The organism is Rhodanobacter sp. C03 (assembly GCF_002001175.1).
GTDB lineage: Bacteria > Pseudomonadota > Gammaproteobacteria > Xanthomonadales > Rhodanobacteraceae > Rhodanobacter.
In genome coordinates this window covers 135,914-157,654 of the sequence record NZ_MUNT01000006.1, presented here as the reverse complement: position 1 = coordinate 157,654, position 21,741 = coordinate 135,914, and the positions used below count along the sequence as shown (strand labels likewise).

The following is a 21,741-nucleotide window of genomic DNA, read 5'->3' as shown; positions in this document are numbered from 1 at the left end:
CATCATCAAGGTGCCGGGCTTCTTCGTTTGATGGAGCAAGCCCGACGGCCACGACCACCGCTCTTCTCACGCAACGCGATTCAGTGCGCCGATCGATCCCCTTCCGCATCCACCGCGCGCTTTACCGCCGCCACGAATGCCCACCGCGCGGCAACCAGTTCGTCGGATGTCGCATGCGGCCACGCGCCCACCTGGGCGATCACCAGCTGACGCGAGGGATCGACGTAGACCATCTGGCCGAAGATGCCGATCGCGGCGTAGCTGCCATCGCTGTCCGTCCACCACAGATAACCGTAGCCATGGCCCGGTTCGTCGACGTTTTCCTGGTGGCGAATCGCGCCCTCGAGCCACGCCTTGGCGACCACCGGCTTGCCCGCGATGCGACCGCCGTCGAGCATGAATTGCCCCAGCCGCGCGTAGTCGCCCAAGGTGGCCGACAGGCCGCTGCCGCCGGTGTCTGTGCCATCGCATTCGTCCTTGATCCAGTACGCATCCGCCGCCATGCCGTACGGCCGCCAGATCGTCTGCGACAGATACGCCGCGAGCGAACGGTGGGTGGCACGCTGCACCAGGATGCCGAGCAGGTCGGTTTCCGCGGTGTTGTAGTTCCAGTGCGTGCCGGCTGGCCACTGCTGCGGCTGTTTGCGCAAGTACGTCACGATGTGCGCCTGCCCGTCGACGCAGGTGCCGAGATACATCTGCGCCACGTCCGACTTGGCGTCGGCGTAGTCCTCGTTCCAGTGCACGCCGGAGGTCATCGTCAGCAACTGCTGCACCGTGACCTTGGCGTAGGCGCTGTCGCGCAACTCGGGGATGTAGGTACCCAGCGTGTCCTCCATGCTGTGGATGTCACCCCGCTGCAGCGCGATCCCCAGCAAGACGGAAGTGACCGATTTGGCCACCGAGAACGATTCCCAGCGCTGCTCCGGCCCGAAGCCCAGCGCATAACGCTGCAGGCGGATACGACCGCCCTGCAACACCATCACGCCGGCGAGGTGGTGCTGGTCCATGTAGCTGGCCAACAACCCTGATCCATCCTGTTCGGACAGCGCCAGCGGCTTGCCCTGCGGTAGCGCATGAACATGCGTGCCGTGTGCGGCCCGATCACTGGGAAACAGCTCATACATCCGCCGGAACTGCACCTCGCGTTGCGCCTGCGGCCAGAACAGTACCGCCTCGCGTTGCCGGCCGATGGCTGGTGCACTCTGTTCGCTGGCCGCCGATGGCAGCGAGCAGATCAGGCCGAATGCTGCCGCAAGCAAGCCGACGCAGATTCTGGAATACATAGTTGATGAGTGCCGGAGCGGTGACGGAACTATCATCTTACCTACCGAACTGCGCTGGGGCGCATCCTTATCGGAAAAGCACAATTCGTACTCGATCAGGACCTGGTTCGCTGCCATGTACTCTGACCTGAGTCCCAACGATCAGTTCAAGCTATATCGCGGCCTTACCCCAAGAGCCGGCACAGTAGATGAAGTTATCCCTGACACCTTTTCCAACGAAAAGCCCCGCGCGAGGCGGGGCTTTTCGGTCAATCCGATCCGGCTTTTTATGCAGCCGATGGCATCACCGATCGACGCCGAAGTCGTACAACGAGCCGTGGAGCACACCATACTCACCGGGCTTCAGATCCTTGGTCGGCGTCAGCCGCCACTGGCCGCTGTTGTCGATCTGAACCGCGTCATAGGGGATCTGGTTGTCCTTGTCCGGGGCGCCTGCGTTCTTGATGCTGCCGAACCCACTGTTGCCCATCTTCAGCGAACGGTTCTGGTCGCCGTTGTTCACATCGAGCGACGCAATATAGATCGAACCCTTCGGGTTGTTCGTCGTGTACACGGTGAACGACGGCCGCGTATCGTGCGTACGCACGGTAGCCGCAGTACCCGGATAGTCTTGAAACTCAAGAACAGTGACGAAGGCATTCCTTGTGCTGATGGTGCCGTTGATGCCGAGCAGGTGCACATTGCCGTCCTTCGTGACCATCGTGACATCGCCCATTTTCAGTGCGGCCATGCCCTCGACGCTCATCGAACCACTCCTCCCCGGACCCGCGGCAGAAGCACCGCCACCGCTGGCGCGTTTGAGCATGTCGGAAATCACATCCTGCGGCACCCCCGCGTGCTTCAGATTCCCGAGGTCATTGATCCCAAGCTTGAAATCGACGGCGGGTGACTGGTCGATTTTCGACTTGATGACGTCGCTGTCGAAACCGAGCTTGGCCAGCTTGACGACATCCGCATTGGTCATCGGTGCGGCCGAAGCGTTATCCGAAACCTGTGCGAAAGCATTGGAAACACTGAGCAGTGGGAGCGATACAGCGCCCAGCATGACCAGCGATACGGTGACAACGAACCTGATGGAACGAGACTTCATCTGTATTACTCCTTGTTGTAGCGGCACAGGTGAATCAGCCGCTTTCGATGATGTCCGGAATTATGGCCAACCATGGCGGAGAGCGACCAGATCCCAGAGTCGGCCGATTCACACTTTGCCGTTGCAGCCAGCTGCTCATGTCGGTCACCGACGACAATCAGCAGGCGGATGAGACGGCGAACGCATGGATCGGCCCGTCAATTACACCATGTCCAGAGTCTGGAGGCACCGATTTTTCGGGACGTGCATTGAAGCTGGAGCGCTACTTCACAAGCAACGCGAAAATGTCAGGCAACGAGAGGCACACGCCCGTGAGAACCTGTTCAATATCTCCGGGCGGCTGTGGCTCACGCACCGGCTTCCGATCGCTTTTTCGCATCGTTCGTACCCGCCCATCCGGTGGTTTCTGCCGGTGTCAAACCACCCGGCTGATCATCCCTCGTAATGCTTCGTCATCATGGATGAAACCGGGCTTGGCGACGTGCATCGCGGTCGATCCAAGCTATCGAATGCCTGCTTGAGCATTGCTTTCCATCCGATCGCAGGCCTCGACCGGCCCTCGCGCTCCCGTTCGTGTGCAACCTGGGAAGCCCGACAAGACCGAATATTTTGCTAAAATGAGATGTAGATCACACTTTAGCGGACTTTCATGAGGATGCCATCGCACATTGCGACTGCCCGATACTTCGGTAGATGGCATCACTGGGAGGTCAGCCTGCTCGGCCTGTTCCTGCTCTGGCTGAGCTGTAGTGGCGCTGCATTTGCGCAGGCTGTGGCGACGCCTTCCCCACTCATGGCCCGTCGAACCCACGCCGTCTCCGAAGTGGTGCTCGGGATCATCAGCTATACGCAATGGCCGATCAGCCTTCCACAGTTGCAACTGTGCGTGCTGGCCAAGCCGTTGTATGCAGGTGCTCTCTTGAATGGAGCACTGGCGTCCGAGGGATTGAAGATCGTCGCGCGCCAGATGGATATCGATGATCCCCGCCTTGGCCGCGATTGCAACGTGGTCTATCTCGGCGCAGTCACGGACACGCAGCGCCAGAAGATATTCGAGCAACTGTCCGGACATCCCGTGCTCAGCATCAGCGATGCGGATGCTGTCTGCGCGGCGGGCAGCATGTTCTGCCTGTACGTGGAGGATACGGACACGGTCCGTTTCAAGACCAATCTGGATTCCGTCGCGCGCAGCGGCGTGCGCGTGGACCCTCACGTACTCCTGCTGTCCCATCCCGGAACGGGATCAAAGCCATGATGCAGCGACGCGAAACCGGCACAGCGCGACGCAATCTGCGCACCGTTCTGCGACGCACTTATCTGGGCGTGTCGCTGTTCTCAGTGAGCGTTGTCGGTATCTCGCTGACCGTGCTTGCCATGCTGGCATTGCGCAGCTCAGCTGACTACAGCCTGCACATGATCGCTCGTTCGATGGGCTATACAGTCGAAGCCGCCGTGGTTTTCCACGATCCTGTCGCTGCTTCACAGGCTGTGACGCGACAGGCTGGGGACGAACAAAACGAGATCGCCGAAGTTGTCATCAGGGACAGTCGCGGCGAACCCATGGCCGTCTGGCACCGTGATCGGCAAGAAACACCACTGCAAACGCTTGCCGTGCGGAGCACCCGCTGGCTGCTGCCGGCGCCGATCGTCCTGCCAATCATGCACGACCACGTTCGTGTTGGCGAACTGCGCGTGGTCGGCTACGGAGGCCGCCTGAGCGAATTCCTCTTGAACGGGCTGTGCTGGATACTGCTCTGTCTCCTGGTCAGTGCACTTGGTGCCCTCTACCTTTCGCGCAAAATGCTGCGCGAAATCATCCATCCGTTGCGTGGGCTGGCTCAGGTGACGCACGCGATACGCCGGGAACGAGCTTTCGAGCGGCGCGTGCCGTATACGCGGATCATCGAATTGAACGAACTGGGCAATGATTTCAACGGGCTGTTGGACGAACTGGAGGCGTGGGAGCACGGCATGCAGCGCAAAAACGCTGAGCTGACCCATCAGGCGACACGCGACGACCTGACCACCTTGCCCAAGCGCACCTTGTTTGACACTTACCTGCGTCAGGTAACCGAAAATGCCGCCCCCAACGAGCATGTCGCCTTGCTGTTCATCGATCTGGACAGGTTCAAGGTGATCAACGACAGTTTCGGACACGCCGCAGGCGATGCCGCACTGGTCGGCGTGGCATCGCGCATCCGCGCGCAACTGCGCGAAGGCGACATGGCCGCCCGCCTCGGTGGCGACGAATTCGCCGTGCTGCTGGTATCGCTGCGCAGCGTCGACGACGCCGTCGATATAGCCCGGCGCATGCTGACCGGCATGCAGGCTCCCTTTACGCTAGCCGACGGCCAGCAGATCTCGGTGTCCATAAGCATCGGCATAGCCGTACTGCCCGACCATGCCGACGATGTCGAAACGTTGATGCAGGCCGCCGACGCAGCGATGTACCACGCCAAGCACCAGCTTGGCGGCGATTGGCAGATGGCTCTGGCTGTCCGCACCCCGGCTCTCGACGAGACAATCCACTCTTGAACATTTCGCCATACAAGACAGTGCACCTGATGAAATTATTTCGCGCTTCCATTCTGCTGGCCCTGTTGTACTTCCTGGCAGCTTGCCAGAACACCCCGACACGACCACCGGCAAGCGGCCGCTTCACAGCGTCACAGATTGCCGAGCTGCGACACCAGGGGTTTTACGAAACGCCGGCAGGATGGGAGTTCGACGGAAACGAAAAGGTACTGTTCGGCATCAATGTGGCCGAACTGAGTCCGGACGGTCGGAAAATCATCGAGCGCATCGGTCACGGCTTGCTTGGTGTGGGCATCAAGCATGCTCAGCTCGACGGCTTTACCGACAACACCGGTCAACCCGACTACAACCTCAAGCTTTCCCGCCAGCGCGCCCAGGCGGTGGCGGGCGGCCTAGTGGTCACCGGCATGCGACTGCAAGATCTGGACATCCAGGGCTTTGGAGAAAGCAACCCGGTAACCAGCAACCGCACGTCCGAGGGGCGCGCGCAGAATCGCCGCGTGGCAATCATCATCAGCAGTCCGTGACGGGTTGCTAGAATCTATAGCGACTTGTTATTTGTGGCCGCTCGCGAGATCTTCAGCCAGGCTGACGATTGCACCTCGATACGCAACTTCAGCGGTACGGCGAAGCACCGCATCAACGCATCGGCGGCCCTGACAGGGTCCACCCGGTACTGCCGAGCTGGCTGTTGCACCGCGCGACGATGCTCGATCCGGTTGCCACGCATTTCCTTCCCGCACGCGACAGGCCGAAGAACGCCATCAGCTGAAGAACGAGTATGTGCCCGGCTGAGACCCGCGCTCGCGCGAAAACCATTGGCACCTCTGCTGAAAGCCTGTTCGGGTTTGGACTTTTGAGGGTGGATGAATAGACAACAGCGAAGGAATCACAGTAGTTAAGGTAATTTAATGGCCTCTGTCCCTTTCGAGCAGGAATGACCATGAGCACAGTTCTGGTAACCGGCGGATCAGGCTTCATCGGCAGCCAGGCCATCCTGCAGCTTCTGGCAGCAGGCCATCTGGTACGTACCACGGTGCGCAGCCTGAACCGCGAAGGCGACGTGCGCGCGATGCTGAAGCAAGCTGGCGCCGAGTCGGACGAACGGCTCTCCTTTGTGGTCGCCGATCTCGAGAGTGAAGATGGCTGGCCGCAAGCCGTCGCCGGCTGCAATTACGTGCTGCACATCGCGTCGCCTTTTCCCTCCACCCTCCCCAAGCACGAAGACGAGTTGATCGTGCCGGCGCGCGAAGGCGCGCTGCGGGTCCTGCGCGCCGCGCGCGATGCTTACGTCAAGCGCGTGGTGCTGACCTCCTCGTTCGCGGCGATCGGCTATGGGCAGGAAGTGCAGCAGGCACCGTTCAACGAAAGCAACTGGACCGATCCCGCGGGCGAAGACGTGCAGCCTTACGCGAAATCGAAGACCCTGGCCGAGCGCGCGGCCTGGGATTTCATCGCCCGCGAAGGCGGCAGCCTCGAACTTGCCGTGGTCAATCCGGTAGGCGTGTTCGGCCCGGTGCTGGGGCCGGACTACTCGACCTCGATCCTGCTGGTACAGCGGCTGATGGACGGCGCCATGCCCGGCTGCCCGCAGCTCAGCTTCGGTGTCGTCGATGTGCGTGACGTCGCCGACCTGCATATCCGCGCCATGACCGATCCCGCCGCGAAGGGTGAGCGATTCCTCGCCGTGGCTGGCGATTTCCTCTCGATCCGCGACATCGCCATGATCTTGAAGAACCGCATGGGCGCATCGGCCAAACGGGTGCCGACCCGGCAATTGCCGAACTGGCTGGTTCGCCTCGCCGCGTTAGGCGACCCGGCGGTCAAACAGGTCCTTCCCGAACTCGGCAGGCCGAAGAACGCCACCAGCGAAAAAGCCCAACGCGTGCTCGGCTGGGTGCCACGTTCGAGTGAGGAAGCCATCGTCGCCACCGCGGAAAGCCTCCTGCAGCTTGGGCTTCTGAAGGAAAGCGCGGCTGGATCGAAGGACAACGGGTAAAGGGAACCGAGGCAGTCAAGGTAATTTAATTACGTCGACCCATTTGATTGACACCTCAATCGCTACGGTTCATGACGAACGATGTGGAAACCTTCATCGCTGGTGGGTGGCACGAGATACCGGGTGATTTCGTCAAATTCGGCATCGCTGGGCGCAAAAGGGTGAGCGCCCGAGGTATTGCGCTCACGTAACCGCGTCTTGCAAACCTCGTCGGAGACATCGAGGTAGTGCAGCTCGTGGGAGACACCCGCGCCATCGATGATGTCTTTCATCCAGCGGCGATTGCTGAGCGTATTCGCCGGGAAATCGAGCACCACCGAGAGCCCGACCCGCAACAGCGATTCGATGTGCGGGGCCAGTGCGTTGCGCAGTTGACCCGAGCGGCGAACGTAGTCACCAAGCGTATGGATCTCGTCGGTATAGAGCTGCGACAACCAGACGTCCTCGCTGATCAGCACGGTGTTTGGACGCTCGGCCAACTGCCGTGTCAGCGTTGATTTTCCTGCCGCGATCTTTCCGCACACCAAGTGAAGCACCGGCGACTGGAAAATATCGGAATTCATGAAGGGCTCCTTGTTGACTTCGTATGCCCAGGAGCCGGATACAAACAACCCGCCTCGAGGGCGGGTTGTTTTAGCAGCTTCGGAATGCGCTAACCCACCATTTCTCGTGTGGTGCAAATAATCAACGAGATCTGGCTGTGGGTGCGGTTCATGGACGAACCATAAGCGACGAAATTTTCCGCGTCAATGTTGGAAAGCGAATTCAATGGCGCTGAGTCGATGGGTACAGCAAGGGAATTCAATGACCTCCGACCCTTTGATTCGCAGCGGGAATCATCCCAATCGTGCTCATCCATGTCTCGGCCAGAGCTGGCCAAAGCGTGATCGGATTCGACGTTGGCCTCAGTCCGAACGCATGCCCGCCGTGTGCATACAGGTGCATTTCCGTCGGCACGCCGGCCTTCTTGAGAGCAGTGAAATACACCAGGGATTGCTGGACGCCGTCCACGTTGTCGTCTTCTGCCTGCACCAGAAACGTGGGTGGCGTTTCACGTGAGACCGGGACATTCGGATTCAACTTGCTGTCGTTGTCGACCGCGAGGTGCCCCGGATAGATGGGCATCGCGAAATCCGGGCGCGCACTTTCCTTGTCGGCTGCGTCGACGGGTGCGTACAGGCGCCGATTGAAGTTCGTGCTGATTTCCGCCACCAGATAGCCACCCGCTGAAAACCCGATCACACCCACCTTGTGCGGATCGATGTGCCACTCCGCGGCGTGATGGCGCACCAGCCGCATGGTTCTCTGGGCATCCTGCAACGAAGGTACCGATAACTGGTAATTGTGCGGACGGCAATCGCACTTCCAGACATAGGGCACACTCGGAACGCGATACTTCAGCACGACGCAGGTGATGCCCCTTGACGTCAGCCAGTCGCAGATTTCGGTGCCTTCGAGATCCATGGCCAGGATCTGGAAACCGCCACCTGGAAACACCACGACCGCAGCTCCCGTATTCTTCCCCTTGGGCGCATAGACCGTCATCGTGGGGCTGGTCACATTGGTCACTGCGGTCACCGGCTTGCCGGCCAACAGTTCGTCGCTCACCTTCGCAGTTTCCGGACCGGGAACTTGTTGTGCGTCAGGCGCCGCTCCGGGCCAGATCGGTATTTGCGTGTTTCCCGCTGTGGGCTGCCAGACCGGCGTCGCTGCATGCGCGCTTCCGCATGCGGCCAGCAGACACAGGGCAATCGCCCAAAGCTTCATGACACTCCTCCGTTTTGGCGCTCGCCAAAGTTCTGCGATCAAGGCAGGAAATAAGTTCTAACCCCACTTCCCGATGCTGCACGCCGCATCGGGCCTGCTTCAGCCGCTTCAGTGGATTTCTTCGGGCAAGCCTGCTGCAGGAACGAGGAGTTCGGGTTGCCGGTGGGCCACGAAAGCCTGGGCGATGCAGTCGGCTTCAACCCCGCCGCGCAGGCAAGAACCGGCTGTTGCGCAGCAGTCCCGCCGAGACCAGCGACACCAGCACGCCGACCGGGAAGATCTCCGCGAACGTCATCGGCAGGCGGTACATCGGGTTCGCGTACTGGACCTTGAACGCATCCATGTCGGTGCTCAGCTTCGCCAGCGCTTCGGCGCTCGCGCCCTTCGCCTTTTCGCTCGCGATGATCGCGTTCGCATAGGAAGTGGCGAAATCCATGTGCGTCATCGCCTGCACCGCTTCCCACGCGGCCACGTAGAAGATCCCGGCGATGAAGCTGACGCCCAGCCCAACCCCGAGTGCCGGCCAGAACCCGATCACCCCGCCCCGGTCCACGTCCCGGTGCCGCTTGATCCCCACGAACACCGCGCTCAGTGCGATCAGCATCGTCGTGTAGCCGATCACCATGCCGTACTTCAGCGGCGGCATCCCGGAGAACGCGACGAAGGTGACGAGCTCGAAGCCGCCGACGACCAGACCCGCGATCAGGCCGTATTTCAGGATGGTGCGCAACATGGTGTGACTCCTTGAGTGGTGGATAGGGCCGTCATTGACCGCGATCCGGTGTCGCCCGGCAATCGCCCGAATGGGTGATTTCGGCCTATTCATCCCGAATATCGCCCCGGATATCGGGCGTCAGGGCACGATCCCCAGCTCGCGCGCCCGGCGGATCGCCTCGGTGCGCCGCTTCGCGCCCAGTTTCTCGAACAGCCGCGCCACGTGCGTCTTGATCGTGTTCGGCGACACGTGGAGGTGCGCAGCGATCTCCTTGTTGGAGTGGCCCGCTGCCAGTTCATGCAGCACCTCCAGCTCCCGCCCGCTAAGGCCCAGCGCCGCCTGCGCCTTCGGGTTGCCGTCGAAGGCGACGGGCGCCGACGCGGCGAACACCCGCACGCCCAGAACGATTCCGAGTACCAGGAAGGCGGCCGCAACCAGGAACAGATAGATGTCGCCCGAATGCATCCGTGCCAGGCGCTGGTAGTCGAGCCACTGCAGGCCAAGCGTACCCGCCGCCAGCAACGCCCCGTAACCGACCACCCGCTTCCACATCCCCGTCTCCGCTCGCTCCATACGAGGTCATCTTAGCGCCGGTGCGTGGGCGGCAAGAAAAGGCCGCTCCGATCGACACCGTATGGCCTCGGTCCGGGAACAGTGTCAGGTTCACTTTCGAGATACAGATAGCGGAACCTGACCCCCGATATCGTTGCTGCTCGTTAGTAACGGGCTCTGACCCAGCTAGTTCGACACTGACCCCGGTTTTGTGGGAGTTTTGGGACTGCGAGCGGGTATACCTCCGCCGTTCCACGGGTCTGGACGTAGTGAGCAGGAAAGGCCACGCGCTAGGAATTGTCTCTGACACCTTTTCCCATTTGGCCTGCCACCGATATTTGACCTATCGCACTATGGCGGCATTGTAATGGCGCTGAGCCTACGATATAAAATCCGCAAACGGTTTTTAGTACACTGAAAATCAGGGGAACGAACGACATGCGCATCATACGCAACCGACATACGCTGCTGGTCAGCGGCTTTCTGCTTGCCAGCATCCTGGCGTTACCATTAAGTGCACAAACCCCGACAATCCATAGCGCGCAAAACATCGGAATTCTTCCGCCGAGAATTCTTCCGCGGAACCCGAATGTTCTCCCTGATGCCGCGTTCTACACCACCTATTCCTTCTCGAATAGCTACACCAACCTGAATTGGGCTGCATGCGGCTACCAATTGGAATCCCACAGCTGCTATGGCTACGGGAGCATGGGACCGTTCGGCCACGTCGGCGCAGCTGTCGAGGGTAATCCGGTGGCGAACGGCAATACGGTCACGCGTGACATCTATGTCGTGGACGATGCAGCGGGTAGTGGAACCGGGGTGACTCTTTATGTCTATACGAAAACGGACGAAGTGGCCTCAACCGGCGATATGGTCAGCGTGAATCTCGCACAATCCGTTGCACTGCCTCTCCAGGGTGGCAGCAATACGAAAACCTACATGGCTGGTGACAACGGCCTGCTTTATGTCGGGAACAACCAAACTAATGGATACGTCCAAATCGATGAATCCAATCTTATTAACGGACTGGGCGGCGGATTTTCACCGCCTGAGGGTGATTCCTCCATTACCACCGATAAATATGGCTACGTGACTGTTACTTCCTACAACAACAATACCTACTCCAGCGGCTTCTATAGCTTGGACCCCACTGGCCACCTGGCTGAAGATGGTGGTGGCAGTGATTTCATGCTCGATACTACGAATGGCATTTCGACTGGCAACGGCAACTTCATATCGTATCCAACTGAAACGAATCCTGCGACACGCATGAAAAAGCGACTCGGAAAAACTGCGCTGTCGGACACTCTGGCTGCCTCCAATGTCGCCACCCCAATCGATTATGGGTTTTTCACCACCTACAACTTTTTGTATTCATATACGGCGATGGAATGGGTAACGTGCGGCTACTTTCAGGATGGCAGCGATGGCTGCTATGGCGCCGGTCGCCTGGAGCCATTTGGTCACATCGGTGCGGCTATTGAAGGCAATGAAGTGGCGAACGGCAATACCGTCACGCGCAACATTTACGTTGTTGGCGATGCGGAAGGAAGCGGGAGTGGCGTGACCCTCTATGTATATACGAAAAAAGATACATTCACCCTGGATGAAGATAAGGTCACCATGAATCTCACTGGGACACTCACCTTGCCTCTCATTGGCGGCAGCCACACACAAACCTTTATGGCAAGCGGCAACGGGTTTCTTTATATCGGAACCAATCAAGGTGCGTCTGCAATTCAAGTTCGGGAATCAAACCTGGCGTATGCATCGATTGCCGGCTCATCTACGTCGGGCGATGTTTCATCCATTACCACCAACGCATATGGCTATGTCACGATTACGTCCACCGAAAGCAACGGCTCCAACAACTTCGATGTCTACGGCCCCACGGGTTTCCGTATCACGAATGATGACGGCAGCGATTTCATGCTCGGTGCTTCGAACGGCATTTCAACCAGCGACGGCAACCTCATGTCGGCTGCGACCAAACCGAATCTTGCCAAACGCATGAAAACCCGCTTCGACAATGCCACGCCGCTGGGCGTAGCAAGGCATTGATTCAATAAGACAGCACCAGCGCACTCTTTGAAACTTTCCAAAGAGTGCGCTGGTGTTCAAGAAGCGCCCTGATTTCGCACATGAATATCTGGGTCAGAGCCTCTTACTTTTTTCGGCGAAATGTGGAGGCGCGCCGCGATCTCCTTGTTGGAGTGGCCAGCGGCCAGTTCGTGCAGCACCTCCAGCTCCCGTTCGCTCAGACCCAGCGTCGCCTGTGCCTTCGGGTTGCCGTCAAAGGTCGTCGGCGCCGGCGCGGCGAACACCCGCACGCCCAGCACGATGCCCAGCACCATGAAGGCGGCCGCGACCAGGAACAGGTAGATGTCGCCCGAATGCATCCGCGCCAGGCGCTGGTAGTCGAGCCACTGCAGGGCGAGCGTTCCCGCCGCCAGCAGCGCCCCGTAACCGACCACCCGCTTCCACACCCCCTTCTCCGCTCGCCCCATACGAGGTCATCTTAATGCTGGTGTGCCAAGGCAAAGTCATACAGCGGTTCAAGGTCGACCAACGCTTCCTCTGCGAAGCGGATCTTGAATGTCATGCCGAAGCTTCGCTGCCTTGGCCAATCGTGCTTCAAGCTTTTTCAGCACAGCAGCAAACGAAAAGTACACCACCATTTCCCGGAAGGGGTCCGATCACTCCAATGAGCGCGATTGCCGTGACTGCAGGGCGACGCGTACCAGATACGCGACGATCGCGATGTTGGCGATCAGCGCAACCAATTTGAACCCGCTGAAACGGTGCACGGCCTCGTAGATTTCCAGCGGCACCAGCGAGCCGGTGGCGACTACCGTGAACCATTCCGCCCAGTACTTCTGCAACCACAGCCCAATGCCCTCGGTCGCAAAGACCGCGGCATAGGCCAGCGCGACCAGTCCGATCGCCACGAACTTGCTCGGGCCCATCGACTGCAGCTTCTCCACCAGCCTCCAGCGCAGGCCGTTGCTATCACTCAGCGACAACTGCTCCAGCCAGTGCACCAGATGTTCGAAGTTCTGCGAACGATCCAGATGGAAGGCCGCGATCGCCACGAGGACCAAGCCGATGGTCTTGGCGGCCTTGTATACCGCGATGACACGCAGCCACCCATGGTTGCGGGGCTTGCGCGTATCGGTCGGCCCGGCTTGGGAGTCGCGGCGGATATCGGACATGGCAAGACATTCCGGGAATCAGAACTCGAGTGTGCTTTTGCTGGCGTGAACAATCGATGCAGCATCGGCGGCCATCGTTCGTCCAGCTCAGCGCGATTTCAACCTGAATTCTTTTTGGGCCGTTGCCCGCTCACGCCGTGCTGCCGGGTCCTTGGACGTGCGATCAGGTGAACGCGCACAACCCATTCGACTTAACTTCCTCCGTCCCGGTTGCCCGGTTGCCGCCTTGCCGAAGTGGGCACGAAGCCGGGACCTGTCAGGGCTTCACGAACCGATAGACGAAGCGATCGGTCTCGCCCTTGATCGAGGGATCGAACACCTTGATCGAGTGCGGATCGTCCTTGTTCGCGAGCATGGTGCTTTCCGCATCCAGTACGAAGCCGGCCGCCTCCACCTCCTCGCGAACGGTGGCAGGCTCAATCCGATGCAGCGACTGGGCGTCGCTCGTGCCCGTCCCGACGGCGGCGGCGTGGTCTACGATGACGTAGGACCCACCGGACTTCAGCCGCTCGTAGACAGCTCGATTGAACTCCGCCGCCGTCGCGCCTTTGGCCTGCATAAGCGCGGTGTGGAGATCGTGGTAGAACAGGTGCAGCCACAGCACATCCGCTGGTTGCGTGACCTCCGGCATCGCCACGAGGTCCGCCGAGACGGCTTCGACGTTCTCTCGGCCCGGCTCCTTCGCAAGCGTCCGCATGCCGCCGACCGGATCGTTCTTGAAGTGGGCGACTTCGGCCGGCACGAAGCTGTAGACCCGTCCTTCGGGTCCCACGATGTCGGAGAAGAGACGGGTCCAGTCGCCATCGCCTGGGTAAACGTCGATGACGGTGGAGCCCGCCTCGACTCGTGCGAACCGGATCAACTCGGATTGCTTGGTTTGGTTGTACATAGGGATCTCCTTTACGGTTGATATTCGACGAGCGTACGGGGGACCGCGCCAGGGTTAGCCCTGCGCCATGCCCCCATCGACGGGAAGATCTATACCGGTGATGTAAGAACTTTCATCGGAGGCGAGGAACACGACTGCTGCGGCGATTTCCTCGGGCATGCCTCTGCGGCCCATGGGGATCTGCGTGGTGAACTGTGCGATTGCTTGCTCGACCTGTTCAGGGGTAAGGCCCGCCGTCGTCGCTAGGGCCGGGGTATCAATTGCTCCGGGGCTCATGCAATTCACGCGGATCTTGCGATCTATCAATTCCTTGGCCCAGCCGCGCGCGAGGTTGCGCACAGCCGCCTTACTCGCGGCGTAAGCAGTAAATCCTGGAAGCCCGAGCACGTTTGAGACCGAAGAGGTCAGGATGATCGAACCGCCATCTTTGAAGAGGGGAAGGGCCTTCTGCACCGTAAAGAACATGCCCTTCACGTTCACGTCGAAGGTCTGATCAAAATGGTCCTCAGTAGCTACCGCAAGCGGTGCGAGTGTCCCTGCGCCCGCGTTCGCGAAGAGAATGTCGATGTGACCATGCTTCTCTTTCACGACAGCATAGAGCCGGTCCAGATCTTCGAGGCGCGACACGTCGCCCACGACCGTCGTGACGTTTCTCTCGATGGAGGCGGCGGCCTCCTTCAGCTCTTTCTCTCGTCGCCCGGTGATCACGACGTGCGCACCTTCTTCCACGAAGCGCTTGGCTGTGGCCAAGCCAATCCCGCTGCTTCCGCCTGTAATGACCGCAATTTTTCCAGCCAGTTTTTGTCCACTATGGTTGTTCATGTGCTTTTCCTTTTTGCTTTTCATTGTTGACTACGCCCTGCGGGCTCCGGATATCGAATGGAGTGACCACCCAGGCGTAGCGCGTCAGAGTTGCGCCAGGCCGCCGTCGACGGCGAGCTCGCTGGCGGTCATGAAGCTGCTGTCTGGCGACGCGAGAAAGGCAGCCGCGGCCGCGATCTCCGACGGATCGGCCATGCGCTGGAGCGGAGTCATCGCGCCATAGGCCTTCTGGCCCTCTTCGCCCAACGCCGCCTTCGCCAGTTCGGTCGCCGTCGCTCCGGGCGACAGCACGTTCACCCGGATGCCGGTGCCCTTCAGATCCTCCGCCCAGGTCTTCGCGAGGTTGCGCACCGCCGCCTTGCTCGCGCTGTAGGCAGTGAATCCCGGCGCGCCCGTGGTGCCGGCACTCGATCCGGTCAGGATGATCGAACCGCCCTCGCCCATCAGCGGCAGCGCCTTCTGGACCGTGAAGATCGTGCCCTTCACATTGGTGTCGAAGGTTTCGTCGATGTGCCTGGCGGTGATCTCGCCGAGTGCAAGCGGGCTGCCCGCCCCGGCATTGGCGAAGACGATGTCCAAGGTTTTGCGCTCAGCCTTCACCGCCGCGTAGAGTCGGTCGAGGTCGGCCTCATCCGAGACCGAGCCCTTCACCGCGCGGGCATGGGGCCCGAGGTCAGCCACCGCGGCGTCGAGCATGTCCTGCCGGCGGCCGAAGATGAAGACGAAAGCGCCCTCCTCGATGAAGCGCTTGGCTGCGGCGAGTCCGATGCCGGTAGCGCCGCCCGTGATCACCGCCGTCTTTCCATTCAGTCTGTTCATGTCATGCATCCTTCGTTTCTTGTTTAAGGTCCTGACGAAGATGGTTCTGTTGACACATCAATACAATTGACGAAATATGTCTTAATAAGATCTTGTTTTTGGATATGTATGCTCGACAACGTCACCATCAACCAACTGCGTTCGTTCGTTGCGGTATGCGATCAGGGAAGCTTCTCGGGTGCAGCACGGCAACTCGGTCGCGCGCAGTCGGCCATCAGCCACGCGATCAAGGCGCTGGAAAGCGCCTTCGATGTCGAATTGTTCGATCGCAATACACGCAAGGCGCAGCTCACCGCGGCGGGACGCAGCCTGCTGCCGGACGCGCGGGCGGTCATCTCACGCACGGAAGAAATGAAGAGCCGCGCCGGCTCGATCGCCCGAGTCGGCGCACCCCAGCTTTCGGTGGCGGTCGATGTCTACTTCCCGCGCGCACACCTCATTGACGGTTTGCGGACGCTGCAAGCGGAGTTCCCAACCGCAGCGATCAACCTGCGCATCACGACCATGCAGGGCGGCGAGAGACTGGTGCTGGAAAAGGTGTGCGCGCTGGCCATCACGGTCGAGAACGTACCGGAAGTCAACCCGGACGCCATCGAACGCCACTGGCTGTGCGATGCGCAGATGGTGACGCTATGTGCGCCATCCCATCCCCTCGCTTCACTACCGAAACCCGTCCCGCAGGACGAGTTGAGTCGACATGTTCAAATCGTCGTGACGGACAACCAACCGGAAGCGGAGAAAACCCAACAGGGCGTTGCCGGCAAGCGGCTGTGGCTGGTCAATGATCTCGGCGCCAAGCGTGACCTTCTCAAGGCCGGCCTCGGCTGGGGACACCTGCCGCGACACCTCGTCGGCGAGGATCTGGCAAAGGGAGAGCTCGTCGAACTTGAACGCCGCGCCTGGCACCTTGGTCCGCTCACGTTCGTGATCTCGCAACGACGGGGTCATGATTTCTCCCCATGCGAGTCGCGGCTGGTCGAGCTTCTTGGCAAACCTCCGTGCATCCCGAAGGAAGCCAGACCGCATCCCCTTTCGGGCAAGGGCACAAAAACATGAAGGCCCCGCGCAAGTAACAGCGCGCCCCGCTTGCAAGCCCAAAACGGCACAAGAATGGTGTCAAGGAAAATTCGGCCGCACCAAACGCCATGCGGCAGGACATCAATACAGGCGGAAATTGTCCCTGACACCTTTTCCCGTTTCCGCTTCGCGCCCAGCTTCTCGGCGAAATGTGGAGGTGCGCCGCGATCTCCTTGTTGGAGTGGCCGGCGACCAGTTCGTGCAGCACCTCCAGATCTCGCTCGCTCAGCCTCAACGCCGCCTGCGCCTTCGGGTTGCCGTCGAAGGCGGCCGGCGCCGGCGCGGCGAACACCCGCACGCCCAGCACGATGCCCAGCACCAGGAAGGCGGCCGCGACCAGGAACAAGTAGACGTCGCCCGAATGCATCCGCGCCAGGCGCTGGTAGTCGAGCCACTGCAGGGCGAGCGTTCCCGCCGCCAGCAACGCCCCGTAGCCGACCACCCGCTTCCACATCCCCGTCTCCGCTCGCCCCATACGAGGTCATCTTAGCGCTGGGGCGCGGGCGGCAAGAAAAGGCCGCCCGGTTTGACACCGGGCGGCCTCGGTCCAGTTCAGAGCTTCTCGGGGAACTGCTTGGCCGGAGCGCACCCAAAGAATCCGACTTATTGAAGTGCACTTTGACTCGGGTTTCTGCCTAGGCAGTTGATGGCCACGGAGAGCTATGCGCGTCAGAAATTGTCTCTGACACCTTTTCCCACACTACTTAATCGAGGCGCCTGCAGCAAACTTCGTGATCGCCGCCGCGTCGGTGGATGCAGCAACCACGATGTTTTGCTCACGCAGCTCGCCGATGATTTCGTTGGCAGCCTTGCGCGCTCCTTCATTTGCCGTACCAGGCAATCTCACAGCAAATAACATCCGCTCTGGCAGGAGCTGATGCTTGCCCAAACGCCGCACACGATCTACCCAATGGCCACCAAGGTCGAACACGTTGTTAGGCTCATCCTTGGCCAAGTCGAGCGGCTTGATGGCAAGTTGCACAAGCCCATCGCGCTGATACACGAACGGCACATTGATGTGCAGGTTGTCGTTGCCAATCTCAGCCGGCTTGAAGTATTCACGCAAGTTGGCTTTACGCAAGGTCTCGCGCACACCACGTTCGAGCACTTGATCGTGGTACTCCTTGCTAGCGAATTCCCGCTCGACAAAATTGGCAAACAGTTTGCGTAACGTCTCGGCAGGCTCCTCGGCAAGAATCACGCGGGTTTCGCCAAAGCGCAGCAAGGCCTCGCGTGGCCGGGTGAGCCCTGCAAAGGTTTGCTGCACGAAGCCCTGGTTTCCCGCACCCCGCTCACATACCAGCTCGTCAAGGCGCTCCAGCTCATCTCTCAGATAAGCCATCGCCTCACGATAGATACGCTTGTCCAACTGCTCGAAGAAGCCGGTGATACGACCGGTCTTCTTGACCGGCATCAGCTTCGCACCGAAGTAACCACTCGCCGGGCATGCCAGCACCACGCCGACATTGGCGAACTCGCCCGTTTCTGCATAGGGCAGAAAGCGGATGATCGCGTATTGGCAGGCGAACCTGTTCATGGCGCTAACCTCCAGAAATCTTCGTGCGTGCAGCGGTTCAATGACGCCAGTACGGCGTCTGGGTCGAAGTCTGCGGGAACCGTGCGTTCCTCGTCTGCGAACCACCACTCGTCAGGGACATTCTGGCAGGCAGCGGGCCAAGCTGCCAGCGCCGCATGCAACCGTTTGGCATACGACAGACGCTCCACAAGGTCTTGAAATACCTTCGGAACCTCTTGTCTAAACACATGCGTTTCGCTGAACGACTGAATGCTAAAGTCATGATCGAACGCCACATTGTGGTCGATCACCACCAGCTGCTTCGCATCGGCATCCCACAACAGATTCGGGTTGCCACTGAGTGAAGTCAGCGTTCGATCCGAGTTGCGGACCCACCAGTCGAACATCAGCACGTCGCGCTGCAGCTGCATAGGCACGTCGCCAAGATGCGACATTGACAACTCTTGGGTGTGCGCCACCACCCGCGAACCAAAGGCTGGCCCTGCGCCGAGATCCCCTCCTTCCGGAAAAAGCTCGACCAACGACTGCGGCGCTTCGACGACGGCGAATGGCGGTATCGGTAGATTAAACGCAAGCGCCAAATGTCCCGCCAACCACTCGCACAGAAGGCTACTTCGTCCAGCCCCACGACCCTTCACGTAGTACAAATTGCCGTCATCGCAGCGACACAGGAACGGCCGTGTCACGCCTTGGTCGCTGCGTTCCAATATTTCAACAATGGCTAGCAGTGGTGGCATCGGCATATCCGATCAGGGCGCGGGAGCATTTGCATGCATCATTTAAGCGTGCAATAAGACGTCGGAACATTCATCCCGCAGGCAACGGCACACCACGAGTAGAAAACTCCTGAATCCAATCAACAACGGCCTTCAGGTCGATTCCCAACTCATCCGTTGACGGCAGCGGCACTGGCGTTTCTTGCGGCTGGGAATGCTCTTGGTATGAATATTTGGTCATCATCGACTCCAGAAGCACACAGTCTTCGGGCCGAATCTTGGCCAAGCCGGCGAGCTTGTCCTTGGTCGTGAGGTTCTTCTGAAAGCGCTGAACTACACCATTCAGCAAGGTCATTTCAATGAGCCGCTCAACGAGAACACGGAAGTCACTGCAAACGGATTGAAGCAGGATCTCGCCTGATTCACGATCACCGTCTGCGAGCGCCTTGCGAGCTTTGGGAAGACGTTCACCCAGCAGCTTGTTCACAGCTTTCTCTGGCTTCTTCTCCCGTATTGCCGTCTGCCCTGGCGTACCCGTCCCTTCCGGAGCACCCCGAAGCGCCACAACATCAACCTTAATGCCCTCTTCACCGCTCAAATCGTCAAGAAGCGCGAGCATCGACAACCGGTGCGTGAACACGATTACCTGGCGAACCTTCGCTTCCCGTATCAACCTGCGAGCCGTCGCTTCTTCGAACCTTTGGTCGAGTGAAGAAATCGGATCGTCAAAGACAAATGGGACGTTCACCGGCCCTGCGGTCACATCAGCCATGAACGCAGCAAGTGCAACGATGCGGCTTTCCCCCTCGCTCAAAACCTGTGACGGACTCAAGCGCAAAGCACCTTCAAGGCTAACCTGAAACCCTGGTTGTGTCGTTCGGCTGCCCCGTGTTGGAAGAATCTTGATCGGCAGTTTGTCTCCGCCCAACTCACGAAGCTCCACGACAAAACGGTTTGCATGCGCCGTAGCCAAGAGAGCGGCAGCAAGATCATTCTTCTTTTGAGTCAGTGCATTGGTGCTGGCGAGTTTTTTCGCCGTCGCAAGGGACGCCAGAGCCTTTTGTCGATGCACCTCTTCACGTACAGCTGTTACTTGCTGACTCAGCCATTGTTTCCCACGCAACCCCTTCCGGCGCTGCTGTTTCCGGGCTCGTTCTGTGGTATCGACGGTTGCCTCAAGGTTCGATATTTCGATCTGGAGCTCTGCAACATGTGCCTCGATCGGCTGAATCACACCAGTCAAATCAAGACTCGGCAGCGATCCTCCTGACTGATGGCTCATCAACGCGTCACGTTGCGCGCCAAGCTTCTTATGCAAAGAATCGGCATCCATCGATACGTCAATTGCATCAAATTGAGCAGCAAGTATTTCGGCAGTTGGCGCATCTACCACCGCCACCGTAAGACGGTCCAAGCTCGCCTGGGCATCAACCACAGCGGCATCCAATGCACCCTGCACGAACGCGTTGAAGCTCTGCATGCGCTGGCTTCCTGCTGCCGACATGGACTGCTGGCAAAGCACACATACCGCATCATCTAGCACAGGGAATGCGCGATCTGGATAGGCCACTTTCTCCGAATAGACTTTTGCGGCATCCCACAAGGCTCGCCACGTCGCTTCACCGATGCCTGTCAGCGGTGCTCCGCTAAAAACTTGCTGAGCCGCTTCTGCAGCCACTCGTCTGCATGCAGCCAACTGTTCTCTGGCTACTGCTATCTGCTCCGCAACAGCTGACGACCACGAACTTTCAAACCCATGCAATTTCAGGATGAGTAGTTCGGCCGCACTCTTCTTGCGTTTCTTGCCCGCGACTAGCGACACAGGATCAGCCTGAGCCAAATCACTATCCAGCCCCACCAGCTCAGTTGTTTCAGCAAGGCTCCATGAGCACCATTCAAGAAGCTCTGCCTCAGTTGTCGTCGGTGACAGTGCTTTTAACCACGTTGCTGCAACGCTTTCTTGAAGCTCTTGTGGAAACAGAGGAAGACGCGAACGGTACGTGCCCATCAAGTCATCAAACTTTTGGCCAACTTTGACGCAGTCAGCAACCAGGTCCGCCAAAAATCTTACTGGGGCTGGCTCGAATGCCGCTTCAATCGACTTGCTGACGTAGCTACTCGCGCACTCACTGTCGAAGATGTGTACGTGCCTAAGCGGCTCAAGCGGCCCATCAACCTTTCGCCATTGGAGCGGCACGGATTGACCGTTGACAAGGATCTGGACGCCTGCCGTTTGCTCTGTGACCACTGAATCGAAAGCATTGGGATGAAGATCTTCGCAAAAACGGGAGCCGCACAAATGCTTCAACAACCTTGAATAGCCGCTTTTGCCAGAACCATTGAATCCATACACCACAGTGAGTTCGTTGTCGCCCACTGCGAAATCAAGCGGCCTTGCTGGTCGCAGGGCATTGATGCCCTTCAGATCGTGGATAGTCGCTATCCTCACCGAAGGCGACATCACCGGGTTATTCAGACTGCCAGACGAAAGCGACGAGAACCCCGTTTGATTGATGTTCTCCGATTCCTGTTGGCAGAGATTGAACAGTTGCTGGTAGTCGGCCTCAGTCAGGGTTGCTTTCGCGAGCCTGAGCACCGCAGCGGTCTGCAGCCACTTCGGCCGTCCTTCGAACCACTCTTCCAATTCCATTGGCATGCTTCCCCTAAAAAGCCAAGCCCGTCTTCCAAAAAGATCAGGCTGCCCAACCTCTCCAATCACCCT

The 21,741-nt window shown here is 59.4% G+C and carries 20 protein-coding genes; 6 read left to right on the top strand and 14 right to left on the bottom strand.

Annotated features, from left to right (window positions below):
• Positions 1–80: 80 nt before the first annotated feature.
• Together B0E48_RS08995 and B0E48_RS08990 are read right to left on the bottom strand one after the other, a co-directional pair.
• The gene (locus B0E48_RS08995) at positions 81–1,286 is read right to left on the bottom strand and encodes a serine hydrolase (RefSeq protein WP_077517804.1); all 1,206 of its coding nucleotides are present in this window, start codon (positions 1,284–1,286) and stop codon (positions 81–83) included.
• Positions 1,287–1,569: 283 nt separating this feature from the next.
• On the bottom strand, positions 1,570–2,376 hold the full coding sequence (locus B0E48_RS08990; RefSeq protein ID WP_139350220.1) for a hypothetical protein: 807 nt from the start codon (positions 2,374–2,376) through the stop codon (positions 1,570–1,572).
• A gap of 772 nt (positions 2,377–3,148) precedes the next feature.
• On the opposite strand from B0E48_RS08990, the gene B0E48_RS08985 reads away from it, so the two are divergent.
• From B0E48_RS08985 to B0E48_RS08970, 4 genes are all read left to right on the top strand, one after another.
• Positions 3,149–3,631, top strand: coding sequence for a YfiR family protein (locus tag B0E48_RS08985; protein ID WP_217317930.1), 483 nt, complete (start codon positions 3,149–3,151; stop codon positions 3,629–3,631).
• A gap of 119 nt (positions 3,632–3,750) precedes the next feature.
• Positions 3,751–4,911, top strand: a complete 1,161-nt coding sequence (locus B0E48_RS08980; protein WP_217317927.1) for a diguanylate cyclase — start codon at positions 3,751–3,753, stop codon at positions 4,909–4,911.
• Positions 4,912–4,940: 29 nt separating this feature from the next.
• The gene (locus tag B0E48_RS08975; RefSeq protein ID WP_077518363.1) at positions 4,941–5,438 is read left to right on the top strand and encodes an OmpA family protein; all 498 of its coding nucleotides are present in this window, start codon (positions 4,941–4,943) and stop codon (positions 5,436–5,438) included.
• A 410-nt stretch (positions 5,439–5,848) separates the two neighbouring features.
• On the top strand, positions 5,849–6,910 hold the full coding sequence (locus tag B0E48_RS08970) for an aldehyde reductase (protein WP_343124600.1): 1,062 nt from the start codon (positions 5,849–5,851) through the stop codon (positions 6,908–6,910).
• Between the two features lie 62 nt (positions 6,911–6,972).
• Here B0E48_RS08970 and B0E48_RS08965 read toward each other — a convergent pair whose 3' ends face one another.
• The 4 genes from B0E48_RS08965 to B0E48_RS18155 all read right to left on the bottom strand — a co-directional run bounded on the left by B0E48_RS08965 (position 6,973) and on the right by B0E48_RS18155 (position 9,944).
• Positions 6,973–7,473, bottom strand: a complete 501-nt coding sequence (locus B0E48_RS08965; RefSeq protein WP_077518362.1) for an ATP-binding protein — start codon at positions 7,471–7,473, stop codon at positions 6,973–6,975.
• 238 nt (positions 7,474–7,711) lie between these two features.
• Positions 7,712–8,677, bottom strand: a complete 966-nt coding sequence (locus tag B0E48_RS08960; protein ID WP_077517799.1) for an alpha/beta hydrolase — start codon at positions 8,675–8,677, stop codon at positions 7,712–7,714.
• A 196-nt stretch (positions 8,678–8,873) separates the two neighbouring features.
• On the bottom strand, positions 8,874–9,410 hold the full coding sequence (locus B0E48_RS08955; protein ID WP_077517798.1) for a DUF4199 domain-containing protein: 537 nt from the start codon (positions 9,408–9,410) through the stop codon (positions 8,874–8,876).
• A 120-nt stretch (positions 9,411–9,530) separates the two neighbouring features.
• Positions 9,531–9,944, bottom strand: a complete 414-nt coding sequence (locus B0E48_RS18155) for a response regulator transcription factor (RefSeq protein WP_077517797.1) — start codon at positions 9,942–9,944, stop codon at positions 9,531–9,533.
• 438 nt (positions 9,945–10,382) lie between these two features.
• Here B0E48_RS18155 and B0E48_RS08945 point away from each other — a divergent pair, with 438 nt between their 5' ends.
• Positions 10,383–12,008, top strand: a complete 1,626-nt coding sequence (locus B0E48_RS08945) for a hypothetical protein (RefSeq protein WP_139350218.1) — start codon at positions 10,383–10,385, stop codon at positions 12,006–12,008.
• A gap of 56 nt (positions 12,009–12,064) precedes the next feature.
• Here B0E48_RS08945 and B0E48_RS18150 read toward each other — a convergent pair whose 3' ends face one another.
• The 5 genes from B0E48_RS18150 to B0E48_RS08920 form a co-directional block, all read right to left on the bottom strand.
• Entirely contained in the window at positions 12,065–12,433 is a 369-nt protein-coding gene (locus tag B0E48_RS18150; protein WP_217317920.1) for a helix-turn-helix transcriptional regulator, read from the bottom strand.
• 210 nt (positions 12,434–12,643) lie between these two features.
• Positions 12,644–13,159 (bottom strand): DUF2127 domain-containing protein, encoded by a 516-nt coding sequence (locus tag B0E48_RS08935; RefSeq protein ID WP_077517794.1) that lies wholly within the window; start codon positions 13,157–13,159, stop codon positions 12,644–12,646.
• A 256-nt stretch (positions 13,160–13,415) separates the two neighbouring features.
• Positions 13,416–14,048, bottom strand: coding sequence for a class I SAM-dependent methyltransferase (locus B0E48_RS08930; RefSeq protein WP_077517793.1), 633 nt, complete (start codon positions 14,046–14,048; stop codon positions 13,416–13,418).
• A 54-nt stretch (positions 14,049–14,102) separates the two neighbouring features.
• Positions 14,103–14,870: a glucose 1-dehydrogenase gene (locus B0E48_RS08925; RefSeq protein WP_077517792.1), complete on the bottom strand. Its 768-nt coding sequence runs from the start codon at positions 14,868–14,870 to the stop codon at positions 14,103–14,105.
• Positions 14,871–14,954: 84 nt separating this feature from the next.
• Complete coding sequence (locus tag B0E48_RS08920; protein ID WP_077517791.1) at positions 14,955–15,689, bottom strand: SDR family oxidoreductase; 735 nt, start codon at positions 15,687–15,689, stop codon at positions 14,955–14,957.
• A gap of 108 nt (positions 15,690–15,797) precedes the next feature.
• Here B0E48_RS08920 and B0E48_RS08915 point away from each other — a divergent pair, with 108 nt between their 5' ends.
• Complete coding sequence (locus tag B0E48_RS08915) at positions 15,798–16,745, top strand: LysR family transcriptional regulator (RefSeq protein WP_077517790.1); 948 nt, start codon at positions 15,798–15,800, stop codon at positions 16,743–16,745.
• A gap of 721 nt (positions 16,746–17,466) precedes the next feature.
• On the opposite strand, the gene B0E48_RS08905 is transcribed toward B0E48_RS08915, so the two are convergent.
• The 3 genes from B0E48_RS08905 to B0E48_RS08895 all read right to left on the bottom strand — a co-directional run bounded on the left by B0E48_RS08905 (position 17,467) and on the right by B0E48_RS08895 (position 21,669).
• Entirely contained in the window at positions 17,467–18,303 is an 837-nt protein-coding gene (locus tag B0E48_RS08905) for a DUF3037 domain-containing protein (RefSeq protein ID WP_077517789.1), read from the bottom strand.
• Positions 18,300–19,040 carry a HipA family kinase gene (locus B0E48_RS08900; protein ID WP_254423904.1) on the bottom strand — a complete coding sequence of 247 codons (741 nt, stop codon included), beginning with the start codon at positions 19,038–19,040 and terminating at the stop codon, positions 18,300–18,302. Before B0E48_RS08900 ends, B0E48_RS08905 begins: the two co-directional genes overlap by 4 nt.
• A 70-nt stretch (positions 19,041–19,110) precedes the next feature.
• Positions 19,111–21,669: an AAA family ATPase gene (locus B0E48_RS08895; protein ID WP_168170328.1), complete on the bottom strand. Its 2,559-nt coding sequence runs from the start codon at positions 21,667–21,669 to the stop codon at positions 19,111–19,113.
• Between the last annotated feature and the right edge of the window lie 72 nt (positions 21,670–21,741).

What these genes read in the sequence shown, in the direction of transcription:
- B0E48_RS08995 (WP_077517804.1), bottom strand. Translation starts at nt 1,286, where the DNA reads ATGTATTCCAGAATCTGCGTCGGCTTGCTTGCGGCAGCATTCGGCCTG.
- B0E48_RS08990 (WP_139350220.1), bottom strand. Translation starts at nt 2,376, where the DNA reads ATGAAGTCTCGTTCCATCAGGTTCGTTGTCACCGTATCGCTGGTCATG.
- B0E48_RS08980 (WP_217317927.1), top strand. Translation starts at nt 3,751, where the DNA reads ATGCTGGCATTGCGCAGCTCAGCTGACTACAGCCTGCACATGATCGCT.
- B0E48_RS08975 (WP_077518363.1), top strand. Translation starts at nt 4,941, where the DNA reads ATGAAATTATTTCGCGCTTCCATTCTGCTGGCCCTGTTGTACTTCCTG.
- B0E48_RS08970 (WP_343124600.1), top strand. Translation starts at nt 5,849, where the DNA reads ATGACCATGAGCACAGTTCTGGTAACCGGCGGATCAGGCTTCATCGGC.
- B0E48_RS08965 (WP_077518362.1), bottom strand. Translation starts at nt 7,473, where the DNA reads ATGAATTCCGATATTTTCCAGTCGCCGGTGCTTCACTTGGTGTGCGGA.
- B0E48_RS08960 (WP_077517799.1), bottom strand. Translation starts at nt 8,677, where the DNA reads ATGAAGCTTTGGGCGATTGCCCTGTGTCTGCTGGCCGCATGCGGAAGC.
- B0E48_RS08955 (WP_077517798.1), bottom strand. Translation starts at nt 9,410, where the DNA reads ATGTTGCGCACCATCCTGAAATACGGCCTGATCGCGGGTCTGGTCGTC.
- B0E48_RS18155 (WP_077517797.1), bottom strand. Translation starts at nt 9,944, where the DNA reads ATGTGGAAGCGGGTGGTCGGTTACGGGGCGTTGCTGGCGGCGGGTACG.
- B0E48_RS08945 (WP_139350218.1), top strand. Translation starts at nt 10,383, where the DNA reads ATGCGCATCATACGCAACCGACATACGCTGCTGGTCAGCGGCTTTCTG.
- B0E48_RS08935 (WP_077517794.1), bottom strand. Translation starts at nt 13,159, where the DNA reads ATGTCCGATATCCGCCGCGACTCCCAAGCCGGGCCGACCGATACGCGC.
- B0E48_RS08930 (WP_077517793.1), bottom strand. Translation starts at nt 14,048, where the DNA reads ATGTACAACCAAACCAAGCAATCCGAGTTGATCCGGTTCGCACGAGTC.
- B0E48_RS08925 (WP_077517792.1), bottom strand. Translation starts at nt 14,870, where the DNA reads ATGAACAACCATAGTGGACAAAAACTGGCTGGAAAAATTGCGGTCATT.
- B0E48_RS08920 (WP_077517791.1), bottom strand. Translation starts at nt 15,689, where the DNA reads ATGAACAGACTGAATGGAAAGACGGCGGTGATCACGGGCGGCGCTACC.
- B0E48_RS08915 (WP_077517790.1), top strand. Translation starts at nt 15,798, where the DNA reads ATGCTCGACAACGTCACCATCAACCAACTGCGTTCGTTCGTTGCGGTA.
- B0E48_RS08905 (WP_077517789.1), bottom strand. Translation starts at nt 18,303, where the DNA reads ATGAACAGGTTCGCCTGCCAATACGCGATCATCCGCTTTCTGCCCTAT.
- B0E48_RS08900 (WP_254423904.1), bottom strand. Translation starts at nt 19,040, where the DNA reads ATGCCACCACTGCTAGCCATTGTTGAAATATTGGAACGCAGCGACCAA.
- B0E48_RS08895 (WP_168170328.1), bottom strand. Translation starts at nt 21,669, where the DNA reads ATGGAATTGGAAGAGTGGTTCGAAGGACGGCCGAAGTGGCTGCAGACC.